Origin of the sequence: Salinibaculum rarum (genome assembly GCF_030505615.1) — an archaeon.
Classification (GTDB): Archaea; Halobacteriota; Halobacteria; order Halobacteriales; family Haloarculaceae; genus Salinibaculum; species Salinibaculum rarum.
Genome location: NZ_CP129992.1, coordinates 1,298,102 through 1,323,336, shown reverse-complemented (window position 1 = coordinate 1,323,336; position 25,235 = coordinate 1,298,102). Strand labels below are relative to the sequence as shown.

The window sequence follows — 25,235 nt, the reverse complement described above, 5'->3', positions numbered from 1 at the left end:
GCCGTTGTCGTAGCGGGAATATATAACTTGGGTCGCACTCCCACGGCGCCTTGCTTTGGAAAGTCTTAATACCAGAAGCGCGATACGGTGTAATGCGAAGGCCCGGGTGGTGTAGTGGCCCATCATACAACCCTGTCACGGTTGTGACGCGGGTTCAAATCCCGCCTCGGGCGTCTCTAACTTTCCGCGAGGTGTTTCATCGCCGAGCGATTGCTCTATTGTGACGACCAGATGCGGGATTTGAACGAGACGACGAGCGAGCGCCAGCGAGTGAAGCCGGCGTCGTTCAAATCCCGGAGCGACGTTCCCCCTCCAACTTTCGCAAACGCAGAGCGTCTGCTCTCAGGCGTGTAACACAGAACCGCAACAGCCACGACCGGTAAACGGTTTAGTCCCCGAACGAGAACAGACCGTATGGACGACGTGGACGGTCAGGAGATGCCGGGGGCTATCGTCGAGGAGTTCCTGCAGCGCGAACAGGGGACGCGGGCGCTCCTCGACGAACTGGAGCGGTTGTCCCTCGAAGGCGACCACGAGGCAGTCCGGACGCGCATTCGGGAGTTTGCCGACAACAGCCGCAACGTCTTTTTCGCCGTCGCGCTCGCGCTGACGAACTCGAAGCACTTCTTTGGCGACGTGGAATCACAACTGGGCGTCGGTGCTGCCGACCGGCTCCGAGACCTCGCAGACACCTATCCGACGCTCGCAGAGCCGTTCGGAATCGTGCGCATGGAGGTCGCAAACGACCGAAAGAATCCGATGACGGGCATGGACGTGACCACCAGCTACCACGCCGAAGAGGAGACGCCACTCATCGCTTACACCGCCCACTCCGGCAAGATGGCCCTCCACGAATCGCGGGGCTCCCCACAGGAAGTCCTCCAGTCGGCCAGCTACCTCGTCCAGGCGACAAACGACGCACTGGAGGCCGCACTCAACCAGGACCACTCGGTCAACACCGACGAACTCAGCGAACTCATCGACCGCCGGGAACAGCTAGAGTCTGAACTGGGCCAGTTGCGGGACCGCATCGACGAGCTCCGGCGCAAACCCGTCGGCGACGAATAGGAAGCGAACGGGGCCGTTCAGAGCGCGTCGAGCAGTTGGTCAATATCCTCGGCGGTGTTGAACGCGTGAACCGACGCCCGACAGGCGTGTGGCTCGGGAATCGAGCGAATCTGAATCCCCTCGGTTACCAGCCGCGCGGCCGTTTCATCGGGCTCGTCGACCGAAAAGGAGACCAGCCCCGACTCGTAGTCACGCGGACTCAAGAGCTGGTCACCGAGTCCGTCTTTCAGCCGGTCGGTCAACCGTTCAATACGCGACTGAACGGCATCGAGACCGAGTTCCTCGAACAGCGCGACACTTTCCGCCAGCCCGACGTACGGGCCAATCGCCGTCGTCCCGAGTTCGAACCGGCTGGCGTCCGGCGCGTACGTGTACCCCTCGCCGTCGGCGTGGCGGTCGATGGAGAAGTACCCGATCCGCTGCGGTTCGAGGTCCTCGAGGACGGCGCTGTCGATGTACAGAAAGCCTGCACCCCACGCGCCGAGGAGCCACTTGTGGCCCGAGGCGGCCACGAAATCCGCGCCCCACTCGTGAACGTCCATCGGGACCTGGCCCGGTGACTGCACGGCGTCGACGAGCACGAGCGTGTTCGCGTCGTGTGCGATGTCGACCACCTCGCCGATTGGCAGACGCGTCCCGTAGTTCCACGACAGCGAACTCAGACAGAGCAGACGCGCGTCCGCGACTGCCGTCTTCAGCGATTCGAGCGAGAGGCGACCCTGCTCGGTCTCGAGTTCGCGCACCTCGATGCCGTGGCGGTCGGCCATCCGCTCCCACGGGAGTTCGCCGGCCGGATGTTCGAGGTCGGTCCGGACGACCACGTCGCCCGGCTCCCACTCGATGCTGGTCGCGACGTGGTTAATTCCCTCGACAGTATTTCGGGTGAGCGCGATTTCTTCGGGGCGTGCACCGACGAAGCCGGCGACGGCCTCGCGGGCGCGCTGGCGTTCCGCTGCTGCCACGTCGTACATCCCGTCGTCGCCACAGGGTGCGTCGAACTTGTGGCGGTGCTGGAAGTCGGTGATAGCATCGACGACGCGGGTCGGGCTCGGGCCGCTCGCGCCGGTGTTGAGGTACGTACAGTCGTCGAGTGCAGGAATGTCAGCACGGAGCGTCTCCGGGTCCATACCGGAGCGTCGAGACGGACACACTACAATCCCGCGCCCGAGTGAGGTCACAGCACCAGACCGGCGGCCGCGAAACCTGCAAAAACTGCAAGGATTGTCCCGACCAGATTGACGACAGCGTTTGCCAGTGCGCGCTTTGGCTCGCCGGTCTCGGCCAGTCGAACCGTCTCGAAAGCAAACGACGAGAAGGTCGTGAAGGCTCCGCAGAATCCAACGCCGGCCAGCAACAGGAGCGACTCCGCGACCGGTGCGGCGACGAGCGCGCCGAGCAATACGCTCCCGAGGACGTTGACCGTGAGCGTATCTCTCGTGTTGGCGTCGACGCGCTCGCCGACGAGGTGCCGCGCGACGGCACCCAGAACGCCACCGGTGCCGACGAGAACAAACTCCATCACGACAGCCACCTCGCGACAAGTTGTCCAAGTATCACGGCGAGGAATCCGAGCGCGTAGTTTGCACCCACGTTGAGCGCGGCCATCGGTGGCGACAGTTGCGTCGTCTCGAGCGCGAACGTGCTGTAGGTTGTAAACGACGAACAGAAGCCGGTGCCCGCGACGAGACGCGTCTCGACACTGAGCCGGTCTGCGATGTGCGCCTCGTAGAGGAGAACGCCCAGGAGGAAGGTGCCAGCGACGTTCGCGAGCAGCGTCCCCCACGGGAACGCCGTCGGGAACGCTACGGCGACGGCATAGCGGAGCACAGCCCCGAGAAAGCCACCGGTCGCGATGAGTGCGAGCGGTCTGGCTCGCTCGCGCAGTTGCATTGTCCGTGGGAATTCAGCGCCGCTATTCGTCGCTTTCGGTCTCAGCCATAGAGGTGGCTCCGTCCGCCCTGAAAAACGCTCGTCCGAGTGTTTATCACCGAAGGCGGGGCCACCCTCGCGCGTGTCCGACAGAAGCCTCCGGCACGACACCCGTGCCATCGAAGGATTGCCGATTCGACTCGTCATCGCGCTGGTCGTCGGCGTGGCCAGCCTCAGCGTGATGATGACCATGATTTCCGGGCTCGGAAGCCTCGGCGTCAGCGAACTCGATGTCCGGCCGGAGCCGGAAGTCGTCTCCCCGGACGTTGACAACGTCACCGTCACCGTCGTCGACGCCAACGGCGACCCCGTCTCGAACGCGACAGTCATCGCAAAGGGCGACTCGGCCGACCTCGCCGACGTCGAGACTGCCAAAACGCGGGCCGACGGCACCGCGACAGTGTCACTCGACCCACGGCTCGGCCCGAATCAGGTCGAGGGAACGGTCACCTTCGACGTGAAACCGCCGAGTGGCGACTACGCCGACCGCCGCGAGAATACGGAACTGCTGGTGCTCAAAGAGTGACAGGCGGCAGTCGGCGGCGACTATCGCATCCGCGGTTCGCTGTCCCAGTCTATCCAGTCGAGTTCCCACCCCTTCCGGCGTCGCGCGTCGCGCTCGGCGAACTCGCGGTCCTCGCGCCGGGTCCGATTTCGCTCGATAGTGTCTGCCTGCTCGCCCTCGACTAACATCGGGTCGAAGGCACACGACCCCAGACGCTCGGCGGCCCCGTCGCGGTCGACCACGGCGATGGCCTGCTGGTGGGCACCCAGCGGCATCACCAGTCGCCCGTCCGGTGACAACTGGTCGAGCAGCGCCCGCGGGGGACGGACAGCCGCTGCCTCGACCAGAATCCGGTCGTAGGGGGCGTACTCGGGAAGACCGTCCGCACCGTCCCGACAGTCGACAAGCACGCCATCGTAGCCGGCCTGTGCGAGGTTCTCTCGAGCCTCGTAGACGAGCCGACGCGTGATGTCGATGGCCTGCACGTCACGCTGGCCGGCGATTTCCGCGAGCACGGCCGCGGTGTAGCCGATGCCCGCCCCGACGACGAGCACGGAGTGGTCCTCGTCGGTATCGAGTGCCTCAAGCAGTCGGGCGACGGTGCTGGGGGCCAGCACGCGCGTGCCCATGTGTTCGAATGCGCGGTCCGCGTACGCGTTGCGGTCGTCGTCGACAAACTCGTGGCGCGGCACTGTCCGCATTGCCACCGAGAGGGTGTCGCTGTGCAGACAGCCCTTGCTCTCGTGGGTGAGGCTGTCGACCATATCGTCACGCAGCACCGCGGCGTCCATGGTCCAGTGTTGGCGCGGACGGTAATGAATTGTCCGCCCGAAACCGCCCCACTACAGGACAACGTGTCGGTCACCTACTGCAGGGGAACGAAGCGCACGCGGCCATGTTCCGCCCGGTCGAGCGACCCGTCGGCACGCCGCCACGCCCGGACGAGAACCTGGCGCTGGTCGCCGATCGGCCCGAGAAGGATGCCATCGGGGCGAACCTGGTCGACGAGTGCCTGCGGGAACGTCGACGCCGCACAGGTCAGATACGCGCGGTCGTACGGCGCGTTGTCCGGCCATCCCTCTTTCCCGTCGCCCGCACGCACGGAGACGGCGCCGTAGCCGACGCTCTCGAGTGTCGCTCGGGCCTTGGTAGCCAGTCGGTCGTGATACTCCACGCTGTAGACGTTCTCGGCACCGACGATTTCGGCCGTCACGGCGGCATGATACCCACAGCCGGTGCCGATTTCCAGAACCGTATCGCCGGGCTCCAGTTCCAGCAGGTCGGCCATGATAGCGACCATGTGGGGTGCGCTGATGGTCTGGCCCTCGCCAATCGGGAGCGGCGTGTCCTCGTAGGCCGCCTGTCGCTTGCCCTCGGGAACGAACTCGTGGCGCGGCACTGCACGCATCGCGTCGAGTGTCCGCTCGCGCAGGTCGTCTCGCGTCGCGAGCGCATCGACCATCGCGGCCCGTCGGTCGGTCCAGTCGGTCATGATGTGTCGGGTCCCGTCGCTACCAGGCCGACCACGCGCTGGTCGACTCATCGCGCGCGTACAGTCGTTTGATGTCCTTGGCGACGACAGTGTCACCGTCGAAGTCGAGTTTCTCGTGGTCGTAGCCCACCGCGTCGTCGCGCACGAGGATTCCCTCGATGGTGAACTCCTCGTCGGCCAGTTCCTCGGTCTCTCCGACGACGAATTCGTAGTCGCCGGGGACCTGCAGATCGAAACTGTGTGTCTCGTCGTGTTCGCCACCCTTCGGGTGGGCGGTCACGCTGACGCTGACGTTGCCCACCGCGCGCGTCCAGATGGTGTCGACGTCCTCGGCAGCGGCCTCGTCGGTACGGCCGTCCCCGACTTCGAGGCTCGTGATTCGAACGGTCATAATCGCCTCGTCGGTCTCCAGCAGGAACTCCTCGCCGGTCGCGAGCGTCTCGTCGGTCGGCACGTCGGCTGTCGCCGAGAATGACTCGTCGTCCTGGGAGACGACGACGTCTATCTGCCGGGTCTGTTCTTCGGGCAGTGTCGTCTTGTGGACGTGACTGCACTCGGTACAGCGGACGGTCGCCTGCCCGCCAGGGCTCAGTACTTCGTGGACCGTTTCGAGGTCCGGTGAGCAGGCCGGACACTCCAGCGGGACCTGCTCGACGGTATCGTTCATATCCAGTCTCTACGCCAGTCTGCTATAAAAGGCGTGGGCTCCGGGCCGCACGGGGTTGCTGGCGCCTCACGCGACCGAGAAGTGACTGGCCAGTCGAAATAAAGAAAACCGAAATCGCAGTCAGTGTCGCCGAAGCGACGGCCAATGCGAGATTAGTTGCGGACGACGTTCGTCGCGCGGGGACCCTTGGGGGCCTGTTCGATGTCGAATTCGATGTCTGTTCCCTCTTCGAGGTCCGGGCCGCCGACATCTTCCATGTGGAAGAACACGTCGTCGTCAGCATCGTCCGTCGAAATGAAACCGTAACCGCCTGTGTCGTTGAAGAAATCAACGTTACCTTTCGCCATTACAAACAAGTGTACAGCCGGTGCACGGATAACCCTTCCGAGGGTCGTGGTACCACCACACAACTGTACTGTTCGATTACTCCTGAGGAAGTTCCACTTCCTCACCGTCAGCATACACGGTCGGTTCCGTCAGAATTCCGTCCGAGTGAATCGGTGCGTGGACGTCCCCGCCGATGCCGTGGTCGTCGCCGATAGCGATGTGGACCGTGCCACCCGCTTTCTCGTCGAGCAGAACCGACCCAACGAGGTCCGAGACGGCGACGTTGGTCCCAATACCCAGTTCCGCGAGGTTGTACGCGTCGTCGCCGACCTCCTCGGCGGCGGCTTCGACCTCCCCCCGGAGCCCCTCGTCGGCGATGTCGACGACCTGGCCGTCCTCGACGGTGAACTCGACGACGTGGCCGTCTTCGAGCTGGCCGTGGGGCATCATCGTCCCGTCGACGACGACGGTGCCGTCGGCGGTTTCGGGGCTGACAAAGACCTCGCCGGCAGGGAGGTTGGTCATCAACCCGGATTCGTGGACGATACCGGTGTCTTCCTTCCACTCGCGGTCGCCGGGAGCGAAGGTGATATCGGTCCCCTGCGGGGAGGTGACCCGAATCTCGTCGGCATCCTGGACTTGCGCCAAGACGTTGCCACACTCCTCGCGGATGCGCTCGTAGTCGGCGTCCATCCCCATCAAGAAGACGCCGTCGGTGATGCCGGGGAGCGTCGCCACGCGCGCACCCGCTTCGTTCGCGTCCGTGCGCGCCTGGGTGTGACTCAGACTCTTCGTCGTCGGCGCGAGGACGACATCGGCGCCGGCCATCGCGGCGGCGACGGGCGCGGGCGGCTCCTCGCCGTGCTGGTCGCCCGGCGGATACCGAATCATCGCGACGTCGTCGGTCGTCTCGCGGGCGACCGCGTACAGCGCCTCGGCGATTGCCTTCCGCTTGTCGTCGGTGACGATACAGCAGGACTCGTTGGCGCGCAGTCCCATGCACTGCTCGACTGCGGTTTCGGCGGGCTTGCGAAGGGAGTTGTTCATGTCCGCGAGGTTGGGCGGTAAGGGTATAGGAGTTTCTGCCCTCACGCCACAGCGACGCACTTGCGAGGACGACTGCACGAGAAACTCACCGGAGGACGGCGAGAGTACTCAAACGAATCCCCCTCGGTGCCAACAGACTTTGGTATCCGCCGGCTACGTCGAGTTTACCTGGTTCACTCCAGCGGTGTAAAGGTCACATCGCCGGTTTCGGTGTCCAGCACGACCGCGGCCGGCGGCTCACCGCCGCTGGGTTCGGTCGGGATACCGCCGGGGTTGATGTGTATTGTTCCGTCGTAGTCCTCCTCGACCTGCTCGTGGGTGTGGCCCCGGAGGACGTAGTCGTAGCTGCCCGACTCCAGGAGCGCGCCGACGATGCCCTCGCTGGTGCCGTGGTAGACGGCGATACGGGTCTCGTCGAGGACGAGTTCGCCCATCTCGCCGAGGTACATCCCGAAGTCGTCGATGAGGTCTTTGAGCCCCCACTCGCCGTCGTTGTTCCCGCGCACCGCGTAGAAGTCGAACTCGTCGGTGTCGAAGGGACGGGCCGCGAAGGGCGCGACGATGTCGCCACAGTGGACGACCACGTCTACGGTCTCTTCGAAGTGGTCGACGGCTTGCTGTACGATGTCGAGATTGTCGTGCGTATCGGAGACGATGCCGACTTTCATGGGCCCCCTTCGACCGGGCGCGGTTTGACCGTTTGGAACGCGCTCGCAATGCCAATGGCGACAATCACAACGCCTATACAGAAAAGCGGCGAACCTCCGGCCAATGATTCAGGTAGGTATCAACGGGTACGGTACCATCGGAAAGCGCGTGGCCGACGCTGTCCGCGAGCAACCGGACATGGACGTCGTCGGCGTCGCCAAGACCCGACCGAACTTCGAGGCACAGGGCGCCGTCGACAAAGGATTCGACCTCTATGCAGCAATCCCGGAGCGCAAGCCCCGCTTTGCCGAGGCTGGCATCGACGTCGCCGGCGACGTCGAGGAACTCGTCGAACAGAGCGACATTGTCGTCGACGCCTGTCCGTCCGGCATCGGCGCCGACAACGCCGAGATGTACGCCGAGTACGACACCCCGGCGCTGCTCCAGGGTGGAGAAGACGGCGACATCGTCGACGCGAGTTTCAACGCCCGCTCGAACTTCGACACCGTGGAGGGCGAGGACCTCGTCCGCGTCGTCTCCTGTAACACGACCGGCCTCTCGCGACTCGTCGCACCCCTCGAAGAGGAGTACGGCATCGAGAAGGTCCGCGCGACGCTGGTCCGCCGTGGCGGCGACCCCGCCCAGTCCGGCCGCGGCCCCATCAACGACATCCTGCCAAACCCCGTCTCGCTGCCCTCCCACCACGGCCCGGACGTCAACACCATCTTCCCGGACCTCGACATCGACACGCTCGGGCTGAAGGTGCCCGCGACGCTGATGCACATGCACAGCATCAACATCACGCTCGAATCCGAGCCCGACGCAGCCGACGTTCGGGACCTGCTCGAATCCCAGTCGCGAACCTTCGTCATCCCCGAATGGCTCGGTCTCGACGGGGCCGGCGCTATCAAGGAACTCGCACAGGACGCCGGCCGCCCGCGGGCGGACATCTGGGAGAACTGCATCTGGGGCGAATCCGTCTCGATGGAAGGCTCGGACCTCTACCTGTTCCAGGCGATTCACCAGGAATCGGACGTGGTGCCCGAAAACGTCGACGCCATCCGCGCCGTGCTGGGCGAGGCCGACCAGCAAGCGAGTATCGAGAGGACGAACGAGGCGATGGGCCTCGAGGAAGGGCTGGCGCCGAGTCGCGTCGCACCCGAAGCGACGGCCGACGACTGAGCGCGCGTCAGAACAGCCCGCTGGGTGTCACAGGTCGAACCCCTCGCGTTTTTCGTACGTCGGTAACGATTCGTCCTCGATAATCCCGAGGCAGTTGGCAGCTTCCGAGAGTGGGAGGTTCTCGTAGTAGATGTGAGGCCACAGTTCGTCGGCTTCGGAGAGTTCGTGGTTTTCTGCCGAGACTTCCCCGTCGGCCGGCGTCAGCACCTCGATGCCGGTGAGTGCATCCATGACGGCGTCGTTGTCGGCAGTCGTCGCGACGAAGCGGACTTTCATCTCGTCGACCATCGGCCCCGAAATCGACAGCGAGGTCGGACGCATCGTGTTCTCGATGCGCGGGTCGAGCCGTATCTTCACCCAGAGGCCGTCGATGCCACGGTAGCTCCCGACCTCGATCGGCGAGTCGACGTGCTCGGCCAACACCGTCCGCACGGTCTCTTCGTTCATGTGGGCCAAAACGAGCTACACGCTCTTGAACGTATCAATCGCCGAGAGTGCGCCGAGAGAGCGAGCGGTTTCGGGCCGGCCGCGCTGGGGTGCCCACAACGTGGGGCCAACCCAGCAGGTCACCGGGTGAGTTCGACTTCGTTCGCGCGTTTCAGTACCTCGACGCCGGGGAGCGGTTTCCCCGTCAGCGCGCGGATGTACGCCCCGCCGGCGATAGAGACGTGCGAGAAGTCCTCCTCGCGCATCCCGTACATCTCGATGGCGCGGGAGGTGTCACCGCCCCCGACCACCGAGAAGCAGTCGCCGGCAGCAATCGCTTCGAGGATGTTCGTCGTGCCGTGCGAAAAGCGGTCGTCCTCGAAGACGCCGAGTGCGCCCTTGACGAAGACGGCCGCGGAGTTGGCGGCGATATCGGCATAGCGGGAGGTGGTGTCCGCGCCGACGTCCAGATAGTCGTGATCCTTGTTCTTGACGTCGGAGACGGTGACCTCGACACGCTCGCCATCGTCGTTCTCGTAGGCCAGGTCGGTCGGGTAGACGAGTTCGCTCGGGTGGGCCTCTATCATGTGCTGGATTTTCTCTAAGTTCTGCTCGAACTGCTCGTCGTAGAGGTCCATATCGCCGATGTCACGGCCCACGTCGTAGCCCACCGCACGCAAGAACAGTTCCCCCGCGATACCGCCCAGAAGGAAGTTGTCGACCTTGTCCTCCAGTGCGGTCATCACCTCGATGACGTCGGTCGCTTTCTTCCCGCCGGCGACCATCGTCACCTCGCCGTCGAAGTCCCGGTTGGCAATCGAGGAGTTGGCCTCGTATTCCGAGACCATCACACGGCCGGCGTAGGCGTCCATCACGAGCGGGAAGCCGACGATAGAGGCGTGACTTCGGTGAGAGACGGAGTAGCCGTCGCCGATGTAGGCGTCGAACTCGGGAGCGAGCGTCTGGACGAGGTCGCTCTCGGCGTGCACCTCGGGGTCTTTCTCGGGGAGTTCGTCGTCGGTCATCCGGACGTTCTCGAGCATGAGCACGTCGCCTGCCTCGAGGTCCGCGATGGCGTCGAGCGCGTCCTCGCCGTAGGTGTCGGGGACGTACTCGATGTGCTGGTCGACGTATTCGGCGAGGATTTCGGCGTGTTGTTCGAGCGGGACGAAGGTGTCTCGACCCGGGCGACCCTGATGGGCGAGCAGCGCCACGCTGTGGCCGGACGCAACGAGGTCACGGACGGTCCTGGCGTGGCGCGTAAAGCGGCGGTTGTCCTGAACGCGCCCCTCCTCGACTGGGGAGTTCAAGTCCACTCGCATCAGGACTCGCTGACCGTCTGCGAGGTCGTCGAGGGTCTTGTAACTCATTGCGTAGGAGTGTGGTGACCAGCTATTAGTAGTCCGCGATGTTGTCGCGGGAACCCACTGGCCCCAGACGAGCCCGGCCGGACAGCGCCAGCTCGGCCGGTGGCCCGAGCCGAAAGCTTTTGAGTGTGATTGCCTTACCTGGCCTTATGAGACGCGACGACCGCGACGACCCCTTCGACGAGTTCTTCGAGGAGATAGAGCGGATGATGAACGAGATGATGGGCACGAACGCGGAGTTCCACCTCGAACACAACAGTGGCGGTGGGGACGTCGGCCACCAGACCGGCGATGTCCACTTCGACTGCCACGAGACCGAGGACAGCATTCGGGTCGTCGCGGACCTCCCTGGGGTCACCAAAGACGACATCAATCTCAAGTGCGACGGGACCACGCTCCACGTCGACGCCGAAGGGCCAGAACGTACCTACCAGGAGCGTATCGACCTCCCCAGTCGCGTCGACGAACGCTCTGCCAGTGCCACCTACAACAACGGCATCCTGGAAGTGACCTTCGACCGGGTCGACGACTCGACCAGCATCGACCTCTGAGCGCCGGCATCGATTGGCACACGGAACGTCGGACTATCCGTCGGCCACGGTCTGCCGAATCAACCCCGCGAGGTCGTCATAAAAGCCGTCTTCGTATTTTGTCGCCGTGTCGATTGTCGGCCGCGCGTTCGTCTCGTTGACCACCACCCGGTCGTCGGTCACGAGCAAGTCGATGCCCAGAAATGAGATGTCCATCGCCGCGGCCGCCCGTTCGACGAGGGCCCGGTGGTCCGCGGACAGTTCGATACCGGTTGCCTCGGCCCCACGGTGGACGTTGTGCTTCCACTGCCCGGCATCGAGCGCGTCCTCGGGCAGGCGACGCTCGACGGCACCGACGTACTCGCCGTCGAGACACATCGCCCGGAAATCCCGCGCGTCGGGGAGGTACTCCTGGACGAGAAAGGAGTTGTCGCCGGTCGCCTTGTAGTCGTGGACCAAGTCGAGATAATCACAGATGCCCAGGAAGGAATCGAGGTCCGCCGCCTTCGCCACGCCGACCCCGCGCGTGACGGCGTTTGGCTTGACGACGACCGGTGGGTCGAACCGCTCGAAGGCCTCGGCGAGGTCCGACTCGTCGACGGGGTCAGAGACCACGACTGTCTCCGGTGTGGGCAGTCCCGCCCGCGAGAGACGCGCCAGGGCCTCGCCTTTGTGCCGGGAGCGCAGGATTGCCTCGCGGCCGTTGACCCAGGGGACGCCGAGCAGTTCTGAGACGACGCCGCCCTCGGCGAGTCGCGGCGGGAATACGAAGCCAGCGTCGAACGCGCCGAAATCCGCATCGAGCGGTATCGTCCGCTCTGCCGTCTGGACGTACTCGGCGGCGATGCCACGCTCGGCGAGTGGGTCCTGCATCCGCTCGTAGGTTTGCTTGTTCGTCGCAACCGCCAGCCGGAGCATACAGACCACAGGGGGACGAGCGGAATAAATCTGGTCGGTTCTTCTCCAGAACGACACTCTCGACCGGAGACTCTCAGGACTGTGCTTCGACGGGCGCGCCGCGGGCGTTCTTCTGGACGCTCCGAAGCCCCTGTTTTGCCTTCTGTTTCGAGGCGTATCCCTGGCCGCTGTCTGCGATTATCTCGCTGTTGTCGTGGACGAGTCGCCATCGCCACTTCGCGGCGTTGTCGGCAAAGAGTTCGAACGTTGCCTTGCTCCCACCTTCGTCGATAACGCCGTCGTCTTTGGACGTATCGACGACGTAGGCGCCGGGTGCGTTGGCCTTGACACTGTCGAGGCCCTGCTGGGCCTTCTGTTTGGAGGCGTAGCCCTCGCTGCTGTCGGCGATGATGTTCCCGTTGTCGTGGACGAGTCGCCACCGCCACTGGTCGGCCTTGTCCGCGTAGAGCTCGAAGGTGGCCTTGCTCGCAATCACGTCAGTCTCGATGGATTCGTCGTCCGCTTCCCACGACATTTCGAGTTCGAGCGTGACCTGGTCGCCCTCCTGCTGGAGGTTGGCCTCGAAGTCGGATTCGGCAGGTGGGGTAACCGTCACCGTCTGTTCCTCGTCAACCGGCACGGGGTCGCCACGGCCGAGTCGGCTGGCGACCCGACGCAAGTACGATGCGATGCCTCGCCGTGTGCGAGGTTCTCCGGATTCGTGGGTGGTCTTCTCTGACATGTAGACAACCAACGAGGGGGAATTACTTGAGTGTATGCCCACTCAGAAGCGCGATCGCGCTGGTGCTCGTCGCGCCGGGAACTCGGCCCTCGGGGTCGACGGGACAGTCAGTGACAGCCCAGCGGCTCGTCGCGTTCGAAGTTGTGTGGCACCGCGAGGGTGCCAGGATGGGGTCGGCAGCGTCGAATCGGCCGTCTCAGGCGATGAGCTGCTCTTCGCCGCGTTCGACGACGATACGGCACGGCGGCGTAATCTTGTTGTACGCGCGGCGGTAGGCTTCCTTGACGACGTCGGCCTGGTCGACGTCACAGTAGGCGGTAAAGAGCCGCTCACCGGCGTTGATGCGGGCGGCCGTCCCGACGATTTTCCCGAACGCCGCACGCATCCCGTCGGAAACACGGTCTGCCCCGGCACCCGTCGCCTGCTTGTTCTCACGGAGGACCTGGTGGGGGAACTTCCGGAGAATCATCGAGTAGTTGTTCTCGCCCAGTTCCTGGATGAGATAGCGGTTCGCCGAGAGGCGGGAGGCTTCCAGCGAGCCGTGGCGGAGCTGGACCGTCTCCTCGACGACCAGCGAAATCTGGACGTCGTACTCCTCGGGCTCTTTGTGCCTGTCGCCCATCTTGTGCTGTGCAATCTTCGAACCGGGAATACCCGTGATGTACTCGCGTCGCGTGTACGGGGGTTTGTCGATGTCCCGGTACATAGAGGCCGGCTTATCGGACATGGTCTTGGAGGAGACGAAGCCGACAGCGTAGATAAAGCCTTTGAACCACGGCGACTGCTCGCCCACGATGTCGATACAAATTTGACACGAGCGCGAGCAGACGTCACTATGCGCCGCCGAACCCTCCTCGCTGGCGTCGGAACAGTCACAACCGCCGGGCTGGCCGGCTGTTTCGGTGCCGTCTTCGAGACGACAGCCTCCGAATCGTTCGAGAACACCTACGACGTACGCGCCGAGACGACGCTGACCGTCAGTAACCGTAACGGGAACGTGAGCGTTCGAAACACCGACGACGACCAGCTCACCGTCGCCGGCGAAAAACGGGCCAGCTCCGAGTCTGCGCTGGAGGAACTCAGCGTCGACGTGACGACGGGAGAGCGGGTCGTCGTCGACGTCTCCTTTGGCCCCGGGTCGAACTTCGACCAGCGGAGCGTCGACGTATCCATCGACGTGCCGACGGGCGTCACCGTCGACCGCGTTGAAACGTCGAACGGCAACGTCACCGTCACCGGAGTGACCGGAGACGTGAGCGCGTCGACGAGCAACGGCAACGTCTGGGCGACTGACGTGGACGGCTCCGTCGACTGTGACAGCTCGAACGGGAACGTTCGGATTCGCGGCGCCACCGGGGTAGCCAGTGCGCGCACCTCCAACGGGACCGTCGACGTCGAACTGCTGGCGATGGACGGCGACGTGACCTGCGAGTCCTCGAACGGCGGCGTCACCATCCGAATCGGGCCGGACATCTCGTGTGCGTTCGAACTCTCGACGTCGAACGGACGGGTCAGCGTCGAAGACGTGCCACACACTGCGTCCGTCTCTCGACGCGGCCGCATGGAGGGACGGATACGTGACGGCACAGACCCGACGCTGACCGCAGCGACGACGAACGGCGATGTTCGGCTCCAGTCCGCAGAGTCCTGATGCTGTCGGACGGCGGAATTTGCGTCCGATGGCCGTCCAGTCGGTTCTTCAGCCGCGAGACTGAACCGCCACGGCACGCTCCTCGACGACGCTGTCCGAGGGCGTGTGGACGACGCTGACGGTCACCTCGTCGCCGGGCGTAAGGTGGACTGCGCGCTTCTGGAGCCGAAAGTGGACGGTCTCACCGGCCCGCCAGACGCCATCAGCGTCCGAGCCGACCGACGTCAGGGGGCCACCGACGCGGCCACACCGGCCGTCGAAGAGGTCCGGTCCCTCGACGTGGCCGTCCCGGAGGCAGTTCGTCGACAGCGGCAGGTCGACCAGCCGAGTTACGTCGTGGCCCGGCGCGGAGACAACGAGTGCTACCTCGGCCATCGACAGTGAGTCGCCGTTCCGATGGCGCAACCGAAGGACCTGGTCGTCGGGCCCGCAGCCAGCACACGCTGCTGTCGTTGCCTCGGCCTCGATGGTCGCAACAGGCGGCGGGTCGTCGAGCGACGCCATCGCCATCCCACCCGCGAGGACGCCCGTCGCCAGTACGACGACGAGCGCGACGAGCGTGACCGTTCCGACGACCGAGGAGAGGCCACGGTCCGATTGGGGCGTCATCGGACGGAGGTGGTCGCGCCTTCACTGATAAGTGTCGAGGTGGGCGACGACCCAACGCCGTCGTACTCGCGTCGGGCGGTAACACTCGTGTAATCACACGCTGTCTTTATTCGGCTCGCAGCCCTAGTCATTGGTATGAATATGCTCGTCGACGGCGAGTGGCGAACAGACGCGTACGAATCCACAAACGAGGACGGCGAGTTCGACCGCCAGGAAACCTCGTTTCGCGACGCCGTCGAAGACGACCCCGACGCCCGGTTCCAGCCAGAAGCCGGCCGCTATCACCTCTACGTCTCCTACGCCTGTCCGTGGGCCCACCGGACGCTGCTGGTTCGGGCACTGAAAGGACTCGAAGACGCCATCTCCATCGACGTCGTCGACCCGTTCCGCGGCGACGACGGCTGGCAGTTCACCCCCGACAAGGAGGGCTGTACCCCCGACACGGTCAACGGCAGCGACTACCTCCGTGAAGTCTACACCGAAGCCGACCCGGAGATGACCGGGCGCGTGACCGTGCCCGTCCTCTGGGACAAACAGGAGGAGACCATCGTCAACAACGAGTCCAAAGAAATTCTGCGGATGCTCGACACCGAGTTCGACCGGGTCGCAGACCACGACGTCGACCTCTACCCGGAGGGCTACCAGGACGAGGTCGACCGCATCATCGAAGAAATCTACGACCCAATCAACAACGGCGTCTACCGGGCCGGCTTCGCCAAGAGCCAGGCGGCCTACGACAGCGCCGTCGACGACCTGTTCGACGCGCTGGACCACTGGGACGAGGTGCTAAGCGACCAGCGGTACCTGGCCGGTGACCGCCTGACGGAGGCAGACATCTGCATGTTCACGACGCTGGTCCGCTTCGACCAGGTGTACCACACACACTTCATGTGCAACAAACGGCACATCCACGAGTACGACAACCTCTGGCCGTACCTGCAGGACCTCTATCAGACACCAGGGGTCGCCGAGACGGTCGAGATGGACCACATCAAGGAACACTACTACACGACCCACCCCGACGTGACCCCATCGCGCATCATCGCGGCCGGCCCGGACCTCGATTTCGAGGCCGACCACGGCCGCGACGAACTGCCCGGCGGGCCACCAGAAGCACTGCTTCCGACGGCCTGAGCGGAGCTACGACGACTCGAAGTGAGCCGCGACCTGTTCGCGGTCGGCCGGCGTGTTGACGTTCCGGCACCACCCGTCGAACTCGACTGTTTCGACGCGTCTGCCAGCCTGAATCAGGAGGTCGACAGCGTCGCTGAGTTCGTACTCGCCGGTGTGCCCGGGCGTCACGAGCCGACAGGCCGGAAGAATCGCCGGGGAGAACGCGTAGACGCCGCGTGGAATCAGCCGCGACGGTGGCTCGTCGGGTTTCTCGACCAGCCCGACGACTTCACCGTCAGCGACGTCGAAGACGCCACCCGCTCGTGCCCGCTCCCGGGGCACGCGCTCGACGAGCGTCGTCGCGTCGGCGTCGGTCGCCCGGTGGCGCTCGACGACCGGCGAGAGGTCTGCATCGAAGACGTTGTCGCCGTTCAGCAACAGAAACTCACCTTCGACGTGCGGTTCTGCCTGCAACACCGCGTGTGCGAGGCCGAGCCGTTCGTCCTGTGTCGCGTAGTTAAGCGGAATGCCTTCGAAGGAACTATCATAGTACTCACGGATTGCGTCGCCGCGATAGCCGACGACGACCACGATGGACTCGACGCCGAGGTCCGCGAGCGTCTCGAAGACGTGGGTCAGCAGTGGCTTCCCAGCAACCTCGACCAGTCCCTTCGGTCGGTCGTCGGTGAGCGGGCGGAGTCTGGTGCCCTCGCCGGCGGCCGGAACGACACCCTGCATGACCGACCGTACGAATCCAGCCGGGAAAAGCGCGGGGTGGGTTTTAGCTGCTTGACCCCGTACGCCCGCTGATGAGCGACGACTTACACTGTGAGACCTGCAGGGAAGACGTTTCGCGGGCAGCAGCGACGCGGACCGAGACCTACGGCGACCTCGACAGCGATAGCTGGCAGACGCTGTGTTGTCCGACGTGTGGCTCGCGGCTCAAGACGGTCTTCGTCGGCGACGAATGAGCGGGGCTGTCACCGCCGATAGCCCGGGTCTCGCCGCCAGTTCGAGAGCAGTGGCGTCCGTCACCGGCGCGAGGTTTTTGTCGGCAGGGCCACAGCGATAGGTATGGCCGAGTCGCTGTCGTTGGGCGTCGACTGGAGTTCCGGGTCGTGGTTCGCAGTCGCCTTCGAGCGGACGGGCTTTGCCCACGCTGGCGTCTACGACGAAATCGGCGAACTCTGGCACCGCTACGAGGAGGTCGCCGACAGCGTGTTTGTCGATATTCCCATCGGACTCATCGAGGAAGGCGAGGAGGGACGCGAGTGTGACACGCTCGCCCGGCGTGTCCTGGGCCCGCGCAGTCGTTCAGTCTTTACGCCGCCGGTCAGAGAGGCGACCCGCCGGCACAGTTACAAAGCCGCAAAGCGCGTCAACGAGCGAAAGTCCGGGCGCAGTCTCTCGAAGCAGACGTTCAACATCAGCGAGAGCATCGCCGAGGTCGACGACCTGCTCAGGAACGTCCCGGAAGCGCGCGAGGCGTTCGTCGAATCTCACCCCGAGGTCTGCTTTCGCGCACTCGCCGGGGAACCGCTTCAACACTCCAAACGCAAGGCCGGCGGCTACGCCGAGCGGATGCGAACGCTGGCGACGTTCGACGCCGACGCCCCCGCTGTGGTCCAGTCTGCCGCCGAGGCCGCCGGCGACGCCGAGGTCGCAATCGACGACGTCCTCGACGCGACGGTACTCGCCTACGCGGCCCGCGCCAGTCCCGAGGAACGGTACACCCTTCCACCGGACCCCCCGACCGACGCGAAGGGGCTCCCGATGCAGATTGCCTACCGGGCCAGTAGCCCGCTCGTCGAGTGACCGGAGACCGACAGGACAGGGGTTTTCCCGGGAAAAGAGAATGCAATTCGGATTAATATATTGACGAACACGTCAGGGCGAAATATGAACACGAGCCTCGATACTGAGGGGATGTTCGAGGCGTGCCCTGATGCGGCGGTCCTGCTCGACGCCGAGGGGACCATAGTGGCCGCAAACGACCGGTGTGCGAGCCTCTGTGGCCGGTCACGGGAGACTCTCGAGGGGAGAGACCCGCACTCGCTGTCGCCGTCGGACTGGACGCCGGCGGTACCCGCCGAGACGCTCCTCGAGCGCGCACGCGAGAAACGAGTGACCTTCGACTGGCGCGTCGAGCGTCCAGACCGGCCAGCCGTGACTCTCCGCTGTTCGATGCAGGCTGTGACCGACACGAACGAACGAGTGTTCGTCACTGCCCGCGAGCAGACGCCCCAAGAGCAACCCGGAGCGTGGACGGCCAGCGAAGACGAGACCCGGGCCATCATCGACGGCGTCAACGACGCGGTCATGCTCGTCGATACCGACGGCAACTTCCTCGATGTCAACCGCGCGGCCGCGGAGCGACTGGGCTATACGCGCGCCGAACTGCTCTCGATGGGACCGGCCGACATCACCCCACCAGACCAGGCCAGACTGGTCGACGAGCGCATCCAGACAATCGAGGCAAACGAGACACTCGTCTTCGAGAGTGTTCACGTAACCGCCGACGGCGACGAGATTCCAGTCGAAATCAACGCCCGACGTATCACCTGCGGTGACCAGCCGGCAGTCCTCAGCGTCGCCCGCGACATCAGCCGGCAGAAGGAACGAATCCGACAGTTACGGACCTTCAAAGGGGCTGTCGAGCAGGCCGGACACGCCGTCTACATCACCGACACCGACGGAACCATCGAGTACGTCAACCCCGCCTTCGAGCGCGTGACCGGCTACGAGCCCGAGGAGATACTCGGAAAAACGCCGGAACTTCTCAGCACCGGCACCCGCGACGACAGCTACTACGAGGCGTTGTGGGAGACGGTTCTGGACGGAGACGTGTGGGACGAACAGATAGAAAACGAGCGGGCCGACGGCGAGCGCTACTACGCCGAGCAGACCATCGCCCCAATCGTCGAAGACGGGGACGTCTACAAGTTCGTCGCGATTCAGCAGGACATCACCGAGCGCAAACGGCACACACAGGAACTCAAGCGGTACGAACAACTCATCGAGAACGTCCCCGTCGGCGTCTACCGGAACACGCCGGGGCTGGCAGGCGAGTTCGAGGCGGTCAATCCGGCCATGGTCGAGATGTTCGACGCCGACTCCAGGGAAGCGTTGCTCGGCACCTACGTCGCAAAGCTCTACCGGACGCCGAGCCAGCGTGAACTGCTCACCCGGAAACTCGAGCAGGAGGGTCGTATCGTCGAGGAGAAGATTCGAATGGAGACGATGGACGGCGAGCCCTTCTGGGCGGCCGTGACCGCGCTCCGCCACGAAATCGACGGGGAAGTGTACTACGACGGTATCGTCCAGGACATCACAGAACGGCGCGAGCAGGCCCACAAGCTCCGGCTTCGCGAACAGCGGTTCCGGCGGCTGTTCGAGGGACACAACGCGGCGATGCTGCTCGTCGACCCGGAGACCGGTGCCATCGAACGCGCCAACGACGCCGCAGCGGAGTTCTACGGCTACGACCGCGAGACGTTGACCGGGATGCAGATTCAGGAGATAAACCAACTCGACGACGAAGTCGTCGCCCACCGCCGTGAAACCGCCGACGAGGAAGAGCAAAACCGGTTTGTCTTCCCCCACGAACTCGCCAACGGCGAGGTCCGCCAGGTCGAAGTCGACTCCTCGCCCATCCACACCGGCGAAAAGCGCGTGCTGTTCTCGATTATCCACGACGTCACCGAGCGGGAGCGGACGCGGGCGCGGCTCGAACGCCAGAACGAACAGCTGGAAGTGCTCAACCGCGTCGTCCGCCACGACATCCGCAACGACATGACCGTCGTCCTCAGCCACGCAGAGTTGCTCGCAGACTACGTCGACGAAGACGGGGCGGGGTATCTCGACAGCATCACCGAACACGGCGAGCACGCCGTCGAACTGACCAAGACGGTCAGAGAGTTGATGGAGACGATGCTCGACGACGGGCCGGTCGAGTCACGGGCGATGACCCTTCCGGACGTCCTCGTCACCGAAATCGAGGACGTCGACGCGGGCTACGAGGACGCCGAATTCACCGTCGACGGAACGCTCCCCGACGTTCCCGTGACCGGCAACGAGATGCTCTCGTCCGTGTTCAGGAACCTCCTCAACAATGCCGTCCAGCACAGCGACGTCAAGGACACGAAAGTGACAGTTTCGGCCGAAGAGACCGCAGAGACCGTCGTCGTCAGCATCGCTGACAACGGCCCCGGTATCCCGGACGCCCAGAAAGACACCATCTTCGGGAAGGGAGAACAGGGCATGGACAGCCCCGGCACCGGCCTCGGACTGTATCTCGTCTACACGTTCGTCGACCAGTTCGGCGGTGACGTCTGGGTGACGGACAACGACCCCCGCGGTGCGGTGTTCCACGTCGAACTGCCCAAAGCCTCGTCGTGACCAGTCGACGGTGTCGTCACTGTGGAGTCAAGAAGAATGAAAATGGGGCTGTCTGCGACGACAGTGCCGTCGCTTACAGGCGGGTGACGTTCGTCGCCCGCGGGCCCTTGTCTGCCTGTTCGATGTCGAATTCGACTTCCTGTCCCTCTTCGAGGTCCGGCCCGCCGACGTCTTCCATGTGGAAGAACACGTCTTCGTCCGCATCCTCAGTCTCGATGAAACCGTAACCGCCAGTGTCGTTGAAGAAATCAACCTTACCTTTCGCCATTTCCTTTCGTCCAACGCGGTGGGCCGTAATAATCCTTGCGAAAAGAACCCTCCCGCGAAACGGGGGTCACGCCCGCTCGAAGTGAGAATGAACGACGGTTGTCACCGGGTACATCACGCCCACAGTGCCGGATTATCCAGTCCAGTGGGACTCACGGACGGATGTAAGACAACAAATAGCGGGGCTTTTATCCAAGGAAATCATGTCTCTGGATATGTCAGCCGACATTACGTCACTGTCACTCACCGGTCGGGTCGTCCTTCTCACCGTTACCCATCTCTCGCAGGCTGACGAGACGCCCGCCCACACCGGACAGGTCATCCGAGCGAACGCCGACCACCTCGATGCCGTCGAGGCAGACACCCTCGGCAAAGTATCGGAAGCCGAAGTCAGTCGTGCCCTGAACCGTCTCGAAGACGAGGGACTGGTCGAGATGGCCAGTCAGAGCGAGCGCTCGCCCGTCGGCAAAGGCCGGCCCGTCTACTCGCTCGCCGTCAACACCGAGACGGTCCTCGAAGACCTGGCAGACGACGACGACGTCGCGCCGCTGGCCGAGCGAGTCGCCGACCACTGAAACGCACGACTCTACAACCAGCCTGTCCGGTCGTCCACGACAGCCGAAAACGATGCCGTGTCGCCAGTGGCGCCCGCTGACAACGACCCTCGGGGAAGTCTGGATTGATACCCGGAAGGATCTAGCTTCGTCGGCTACGCTATACACTTTTATTTTCATTCAAATTTATCCGAACGCGTCCTCGCTGCTGTGCGTCTCTCGGCTCCACGCCTGCTTCGCTGCGCCTTCTAGGCCTCGTTCAAGTCCATTCGAAGACAAACCCGCTGCTCACGGTATCGTTCGCAGTAGAAATGCCGCCTCCCAGCATTTGGGCTATTTTATTACTGACGGGCATCTGATCGAGCCGATTCAGCTCTGCATCTGGGTCCCGGTACTGAAACTGGTGAGGTCGTCGATACGGTCTTCGAGTTCCTCGATCTCCCGTCGCAGGTCGTCGGTTTCCGCCTCTTCGCTCGCTGCCAGCCGGTCTTTCAGCCCCTGGAGGCGTGACTCTTTGACCTCCTCGTCGACCTCTGCTTTCCGGACGTACTCGCTCTCGTCGATCTCGTAAACATCGCTCTCGGAGAGCTCTGTTACGTCGAGCGCCTCGTCGACCTTGTTCGCGTCGACGGTCGTCAGTCGTTTGCGCTCGATCCCGGCAGCCTCGAAGGCATTCAACACGAGTTCGTCGTCCTTGAGCGAGCGGTTGCGGCGAGCGGTTCGCTGGACGGACCCGTACTGACCGTGGACCGGCTGGTCGTGATGCAGCCGGTCGAGCAACACATCCGCGATGTTCTGCCTGAACTCGTTTGCGTTCCGCTGGACATCCGAACACAGCGTGTAGAGATTCACCAGCGCGTTCGTCTCCAGCTCCGTGAGATCGGACACGTGGTGGCGTTCGAGTGCGTCGATGAGCAGTAACGCGTCGGAGTAGACATCGAGTCCGTCGGGTTCGACGCGCTCCGTGTCGTCCGTCTCTGCGTCGTCACTCACCAGTTGCGTGGCGGTCTCGCCGTCTTGTTCCGTGATGGTCCCTCGCTGTTCGTCGATCTCGAACCGGGGGTGGAGGCTCAATACGGCGGGATACGGATCTGCGTCTGGTGGCAGGCGGTCGAGGTCGAATTCGTTGTTTGCTTCCTGTATCCGACGGTAGAGCGTCTCGAACTGATCGCGCTGTAGCGGCCGCGTGTCCCCCGTCTCGGTGAACCTGACGACGACACGGTGTTCCTGCACGTCTGTGATCCGGAACCGGTCGTGAGAGAGCGGTGTGATGAGTTCCGCACCGTCAGACAGGTCGTCGAGTTCGTCGAGCAACGTGTGCCAACTGACGCTGAACGGCATGGATACCGCTATGCCACCATCGAATAAAAGGGTCGGGTGACCGGTGAACTCACTGGGCCAGACCGGGAGAGCCGTATCCATATATGCAGTCCCGTCCCTATCTTCCCACAGTGGACGAGTTCGTCGAGTGGGTGCAGGACCGGGACTACTACCACGACCAGATACAGTTCCAGCGGGAGGTACCCGCACGTAGACCTGTCACCCAATCCTGTACGATAAACCCCAAGGTCACGGACCTGCTTGGCGACTGGGGCATCGACGAACTCTACGCACACCAGACCGACGCCATCGAAGCAGTCCGGACCGGCCAGAACGTCGTGCTGGCCACGCCGACGGCCAGCGGCAAGAGCCTGACGTACACGATTCCTGCGCTCGAACGCGCACGTGACCACGACGGTCGGATGCTGTATATCGGGCCACAGGTCGCGTTGATCAACGATCAGGAGGCGACACTCTCTGATTTTGCTGCGCCGTTTGATGACGTCTCCGTGACCCAGTATACGGGGGCACTCGCTTCGGACGAACGCCAGCAGGCCCGTGACGACGAACCGTCCATGGTTCTGACGACGCCGGATATGCTCCACTGTGGACTGCTCAGCCACGCGACCGACATCTGGCGAGACTTCTTCGAGTCACTGGAACTCGTCGTCGTCGACGAGGTGCACGAGTACCGCGGTGTCTTCGGCAGTCACGTCGGTCTGGTCTGCCGCCGGTTAGCCCGAATGTGTGACCGTCTCGGTGCCGACCCGCAGTTCGTGTGTTGTTCCGCGACAATCGGAAATCCACGGGAACACGCAGCGACGATTACCGGGCAACCAACCGACTCGTTCGTCCTCGTCGACCAGGACACCAGCGAAACCGGGCCGACACACTGGCTGTTCTGGCAACCACCGAAATACGACGAAGGCGATGCACCAGCTGGTGCAGGAAAACGCCGCTCCCACCACGGCGAAACCATGCGACTGTTCGTCGATCTCGTCCAGCGGGGATACCAGACAGTGGCGTTTACGCGCGCCAGACAGACGGCCGAGCGCTACGCCACCATCAGCAGCGACACACTCGCAGAGCACGGCGAAAGCAATCTTGCCGAGAACGTCACGGCCTACCACGCTGGATTGCGTGACGACCGCCGAGCGGCAATCGAGACAGCACTGCACACGGACGAGTGTGCCGGCGTCTGGAGTACGAGCGCACTGGAACTGGGTGTCGACATCGGAAGTCTCGATGCCGTACTACTGGACGGGTATCCCGGGACGCAGATGTCGACGTTCCAGCGAGCCGGCCGCGCTGGCCGGGGGACGGAACCGAGTCTCGTCGCGCTCGTCGCCAGCGAGGACCAACTCGATCAGTACGTAATCAAGCACCCGCAGGAACTGTTCGAGCAGACACCCGAGCGTGCCGTCGCCAACCCATCGAATCCGCACCTCCTCCAACTGCACGCTCACGCTGCGGCCGTCGAACAGCCGCTTCGAACCGCTGACGAACGGTATTTCGGCCCGACGTTCCCCGACATCGTCAGTGGCCTCACCGAGGAGGGCGAACTGTCCCGACGGCAAACAGCCGATGGCCTCGAATGGCAACGAACCGCCAGCGGACGAGCGGTGAATCCCTACGACCAGGGGCTCCGAACGATCACCGAACGCACTGTCGTCCTTCGGGTTCGAGGCGGTCAGCCCGACGGACTCGGGGAACTCCCGCTCAACGCTGCGCTCCGGGACGTTCACCCGGGCGCGATCTACCATCATCAGGGCCAGAACTACGAAGTCCAGTCACTCGACCTGGACCGCGACGTGGCGTGGCTCACGCCGACGGAGAGTGACCACCAGACCCGCGTTCAGTACGAGGAGTCGATGACTATCGAGGAAGACGTTGCCACCAAACCACTGGCGACGCGCGACGACGTTACGGTCCACTTCGCGGACGTGACTCGGCGCAAGCAGGTCACCGGATTCCAGCGGCGTGACCACCGAACAGGCGAGATCCTGAGCGAGGAGTCACTCGACCTGCCCGAGACGACACTGTCAACGCAGGCGTTGTACGTGACACTTCCGTCGGGACTCGAACGACTGATGCAGACGATGTCCGGCTCGTTCGAGGGCGGACTCCACGCCGTCCAGCACGCCCTCGTCGCCACGTTCCCACTCGTTATCCTCTGTGACCGTCGGGATGTCGGGAGCGTCTCGACGACGGACCACCCGCAGGCAGAGACAAGTGCGCTGTTCATCTACGACAGCTACCGCGGTGGTGTCGGACTCGCTCGTAATGGATACGACCACATCGAGGAACTGTTCCAACACACGTGGGAACTGCTCGCCGATTGCGGGTGTTCGGACGGCTGTCCGGCGTGTATCCAGTCACCACACTGTGGCCGAGCAAACGAACCGCTGGACAAGCGCCTCGCGGCGACGCTCACGATGGCACTGGCCGATCCGAGCCGACAGGCCGACGACGGGACACCGAAATCAGATTAATTCC

At 63.9% G+C, this 25,235-nt stretch carries 29 protein-coding genes and 1 tRNA gene; 12 read left to right on the top strand and 18 right to left on the bottom strand.

The annotated features are described in order from the left end of the window. Positions 1-100: 100 nt before the first annotated feature. Positions 101-173, top strand: a tRNA-Asp gene (locus QYL91_RS07150). A gap of 241 nt (positions 174-414) precedes the next feature. Beyond that, complete coding sequence (locus QYL91_RS07145; RefSeq protein ID WP_302082689.1) at positions 415-1,068, top strand: hypothetical protein; 654 nt, start codon at positions 415-417, stop codon at positions 1,066-1,068. A gap of 17 nt (positions 1,069-1,085) precedes the next feature. Here QYL91_RS07145 and QYL91_RS07140 read toward each other — a convergent pair whose 3' ends face one another. The 3 genes from QYL91_RS07140 to QYL91_RS07130 are packed head-to-tail and all read right to left on the bottom strand — an operon-like array spanning position 1,086 to position 2,958. Beyond that, complete coding sequence (locus QYL91_RS07140; protein ID WP_302082688.1) at positions 1,086-2,195, bottom strand: aminotransferase class V-fold PLP-dependent enzyme; 1,110 nt, start codon at positions 2,193-2,195, stop codon at positions 1,086-1,088. A gap of 47 nt (positions 2,196-2,242) precedes the next feature. Continuing rightward, a complete protein-coding gene (locus tag QYL91_RS07135) occupies positions 2,243-2,587 on the bottom strand; it encodes a fluoride efflux transporter FluC (RefSeq protein ID WP_302082687.1) in 345 nt (114 codons plus the stop codon). Beyond that, the gene (locus tag QYL91_RS07130; RefSeq protein WP_302082686.1) at positions 2,587-2,958 is read right to left on the bottom strand and encodes a fluoride efflux transporter FluC; all 372 of its coding nucleotides are present in this window, start codon (positions 2,956-2,958) and stop codon (positions 2,587-2,589) included. The genes QYL91_RS07135 and QYL91_RS07130 overlap by 1 nt, the downstream gene beginning before the upstream one ends. A gap of 121 nt (positions 2,959-3,079) precedes the next feature. On the opposite strand from QYL91_RS07130, the gene QYL91_RS07125 reads away from it, so the two are divergent. Then, on the top strand, positions 3,080-3,523 hold the full coding sequence (locus QYL91_RS07125; RefSeq protein ID WP_302082685.1) for a DUF7382 domain-containing protein: 444 nt from the start codon (positions 3,080-3,082) through the stop codon (positions 3,521-3,523). Positions 3,524-3,543: 20 nt separating this feature from the next. Here the strand turns inward: QYL91_RS07125 and QYL91_RS07120 are convergent, their stop codons facing one another. From QYL91_RS07120 to QYL91_RS07095, 6 genes are all read right to left on the bottom strand, one after another. Continuing rightward, positions 3,544-4,293 (bottom strand): protein-L-isoaspartate O-methyltransferase family protein, encoded by a 750-nt coding sequence (locus QYL91_RS07120; protein ID WP_302082684.1) that lies wholly within the window; start codon positions 4,291-4,293, stop codon positions 3,544-3,546. Between the two features lie 74 nt (positions 4,294-4,367). Beyond that, positions 4,368-4,994 (bottom strand): protein-L-isoaspartate(D-aspartate) O-methyltransferase, encoded by a 627-nt coding sequence (locus QYL91_RS07115; RefSeq protein ID WP_302082683.1) that lies wholly within the window; start codon positions 4,992-4,994, stop codon positions 4,368-4,370. A 19-nt stretch (positions 4,995-5,013) separates the two neighbouring features. Then, entirely contained in the window at positions 5,014-5,661 is a 648-nt protein-coding gene (locus tag QYL91_RS07110; RefSeq protein WP_302082682.1) for an HVO_0476 family zinc finger protein, read from the bottom strand. A 152-nt stretch (positions 5,662-5,813) separates the two neighbouring features. Further along, positions 5,814-6,008 (bottom strand): cold-shock protein, encoded by a 195-nt coding sequence (locus QYL91_RS07105; protein WP_302082681.1) that lies wholly within the window; start codon positions 6,006-6,008, stop codon positions 5,814-5,816. A gap of 76 nt (positions 6,009-6,084) precedes the next feature. Continuing rightward, on the bottom strand, positions 6,085-7,035 hold the full coding sequence (locus QYL91_RS07100; RefSeq protein ID WP_302082680.1) for an aminopeptidase: 951 nt from the start codon (positions 7,033-7,035) through the stop codon (positions 6,085-6,087). A 173-nt stretch (positions 7,036-7,208) separates the two neighbouring features. Continuing rightward, positions 7,209-7,703 carry a metallophosphoesterase gene (locus QYL91_RS07095; RefSeq protein WP_302082679.1) on the bottom strand — a complete coding sequence of 165 codons (495 nt, stop codon included), beginning with the start codon at positions 7,701-7,703 and terminating at the stop codon, positions 7,209-7,211. Between the two features lie 103 nt (positions 7,704-7,806). Between QYL91_RS07095 and QYL91_RS07090 the strand changes: the two genes are divergently transcribed. Beyond that, positions 7,807-8,865 carry a type II glyceraldehyde-3-phosphate dehydrogenase gene (locus QYL91_RS07090; RefSeq protein WP_302082678.1) on the top strand — a complete coding sequence of 353 codons (1,059 nt, stop codon included), beginning with the start codon at positions 7,807-7,809 and terminating at the stop codon, positions 8,863-8,865. Positions 8,866-8,892: 27 nt separating this feature from the next. On the opposite strand, the gene QYL91_RS07085 is transcribed toward QYL91_RS07090, so the two are convergent. Then, positions 8,893-9,312, bottom strand: a complete 420-nt coding sequence (locus QYL91_RS07085) for a hypothetical protein (RefSeq protein ID WP_302082677.1) — start codon at positions 9,310-9,312, stop codon at positions 8,893-8,895. Positions 9,313-9,431: 119 nt separating this feature from the next. After that, positions 9,432-10,661: a phosphoglycerate kinase gene (locus QYL91_RS07080; protein WP_302082676.1), complete on the bottom strand. Its 1,230-nt coding sequence runs from the start codon at positions 10,659-10,661 to the stop codon at positions 9,432-9,434. A gap of 146 nt (positions 10,662-10,807) precedes the next feature. Here QYL91_RS07080 and QYL91_RS07075 point away from each other — a divergent pair, with 146 nt between their 5' ends. Continuing rightward, positions 10,808-11,209 (top strand): Hsp20/alpha crystallin family protein, encoded by a 402-nt coding sequence (locus QYL91_RS07075; RefSeq protein WP_302082675.1) that lies wholly within the window; start codon positions 10,808-10,810, stop codon positions 11,207-11,209. A 33-nt stretch (positions 11,210-11,242) separates the two neighbouring features. On the opposite strand, the gene QYL91_RS07070 is transcribed toward QYL91_RS07075, so the two are convergent. The 3 genes from QYL91_RS07070 to QYL91_RS07060 all read right to left on the bottom strand — a co-directional run bounded on the left by QYL91_RS07070 (position 11,243) and on the right by QYL91_RS07060 (position 13,554). After that, on the bottom strand, positions 11,243-12,106 hold the full coding sequence (locus QYL91_RS07070) for an ATP-grasp domain-containing protein (protein ID WP_302082674.1): 864 nt from the start codon (positions 12,104-12,106) through the stop codon (positions 11,243-11,245). Positions 12,107-12,179: 73 nt separating this feature from the next. Continuing rightward, on the bottom strand, positions 12,180-12,827 hold the full coding sequence (locus QYL91_RS07065; RefSeq protein ID WP_302082673.1) for an HVO_2922 family protein: 648 nt from the start codon (positions 12,825-12,827) through the stop codon (positions 12,180-12,182). Between the two features lie 196 nt (positions 12,828-13,023). Continuing rightward, positions 13,024-13,554 carry a 50S ribosomal protein L16 gene (locus QYL91_RS07060; protein WP_302082842.1) on the bottom strand — a complete coding sequence of 177 codons (531 nt, stop codon included), beginning with the start codon at positions 13,552-13,554 and terminating at the stop codon, positions 13,024-13,026. Positions 13,555-13,662: 108 nt separating this feature from the next. Here QYL91_RS07060 and QYL91_RS07055 point away from each other — a divergent pair, with 108 nt between their 5' ends. Continuing rightward, positions 13,663-14,478, top strand: coding sequence for a DUF4097 family beta strand repeat-containing protein (locus QYL91_RS07055; RefSeq protein WP_302082672.1), 816 nt, complete (start codon positions 13,663-13,665; stop codon positions 14,476-14,478). A 48-nt stretch (positions 14,479-14,526) separates the two neighbouring features. On the opposite strand, the gene QYL91_RS07050 is transcribed toward QYL91_RS07055, so the two are convergent. Beyond that, complete coding sequence (locus QYL91_RS07050; RefSeq protein ID WP_302082671.1) at positions 14,527-15,087, bottom strand: type IV pilin domain-containing protein; 561 nt, start codon at positions 15,085-15,087, stop codon at positions 14,527-14,529. A gap of 135 nt (positions 15,088-15,222) precedes the next feature. Here QYL91_RS07050 and QYL91_RS07045 point away from each other — a divergent pair, with 135 nt between their 5' ends. Continuing rightward, positions 15,223-16,221, top strand: a complete 999-nt coding sequence (locus QYL91_RS07045; protein WP_302082670.1) for a glutathione S-transferase family protein — start codon at positions 15,223-15,225, stop codon at positions 16,219-16,221. A 6-nt stretch (positions 16,222-16,227) separates the two neighbouring features. On the opposite strand, the gene QYL91_RS07040 is transcribed toward QYL91_RS07045, so the two are convergent. After that, entirely contained in the window at positions 16,228-16,938 is a 711-nt protein-coding gene (locus QYL91_RS07040) for a sugar phosphate nucleotidyltransferase (protein WP_302082669.1), read from the bottom strand. 71 nt (positions 16,939-17,009) lie between these two features. On the opposite strand from QYL91_RS07040, the gene QYL91_RS07035 reads away from it, so the two are divergent. The 3 genes from QYL91_RS07035 (at position 17,010) to QYL91_RS07025 (ending at position 20,598) form a co-directional block, all read left to right on the top strand. Next, the gene (locus QYL91_RS07035; RefSeq protein WP_302082668.1) at positions 17,010-17,171 is read left to right on the top strand and encodes a hypothetical protein; all 162 of its coding nucleotides are present in this window, start codon (positions 17,010-17,012) and stop codon (positions 17,169-17,171) included. Positions 17,172-17,274: 103 nt separating this feature from the next. After that, positions 17,275-18,015, top strand: coding sequence for a DUF429 domain-containing protein (locus QYL91_RS07030; RefSeq protein ID WP_302082667.1), 741 nt, complete (start codon positions 17,275-17,277; stop codon positions 18,013-18,015). A gap of 84 nt (positions 18,016-18,099) precedes the next feature. After that, entirely contained in the window at positions 18,100-20,598 is a 2,499-nt protein-coding gene (locus QYL91_RS07025) for a PAS domain-containing sensor histidine kinase (protein WP_302082666.1), read from the top strand. Between the two features lie 73 nt (positions 20,599-20,671). Here QYL91_RS07025 and QYL91_RS07020 read toward each other — a convergent pair whose 3' ends face one another. Continuing rightward, positions 20,672-20,866 (bottom strand): cold-shock protein, encoded by a 195-nt coding sequence (locus tag QYL91_RS07020; RefSeq protein ID WP_302082665.1) that lies wholly within the window; start codon positions 20,864-20,866, stop codon positions 20,672-20,674. Between the two features lie 214 nt (positions 20,867-21,080). On the opposite strand from QYL91_RS07020, the gene QYL91_RS07015 reads away from it, so the two are divergent. Beyond that, entirely contained in the window at positions 21,081-21,440 is a 360-nt protein-coding gene (locus QYL91_RS07015) for a helix-turn-helix domain-containing protein (RefSeq protein ID WP_302082664.1), read from the top strand. Between the two features lie 348 nt (positions 21,441-21,788). Here QYL91_RS07015 and QYL91_RS07010 read toward each other — a convergent pair whose 3' ends face one another. Next, the gene (locus QYL91_RS07010; RefSeq protein ID WP_302082663.1) at positions 21,789-22,760 is read right to left on the bottom strand and encodes a DUF7983 family protein; all 972 of its coding nucleotides are present in this window, start codon (positions 22,758-22,760) and stop codon (positions 21,789-21,791) included. 110 nt (positions 22,761-22,870) lie between these two features. Here QYL91_RS07010 and QYL91_RS07005 point away from each other — a divergent pair, with 110 nt between their 5' ends. Next, positions 22,871-25,231, top strand: a complete 2,361-nt coding sequence (locus tag QYL91_RS07005; protein ID WP_302082662.1) for a DEAD/DEAH box helicase — start codon at positions 22,871-22,873, stop codon at positions 25,229-25,231. Positions 25,232-25,235: the final 4 nt, after the last annotated feature.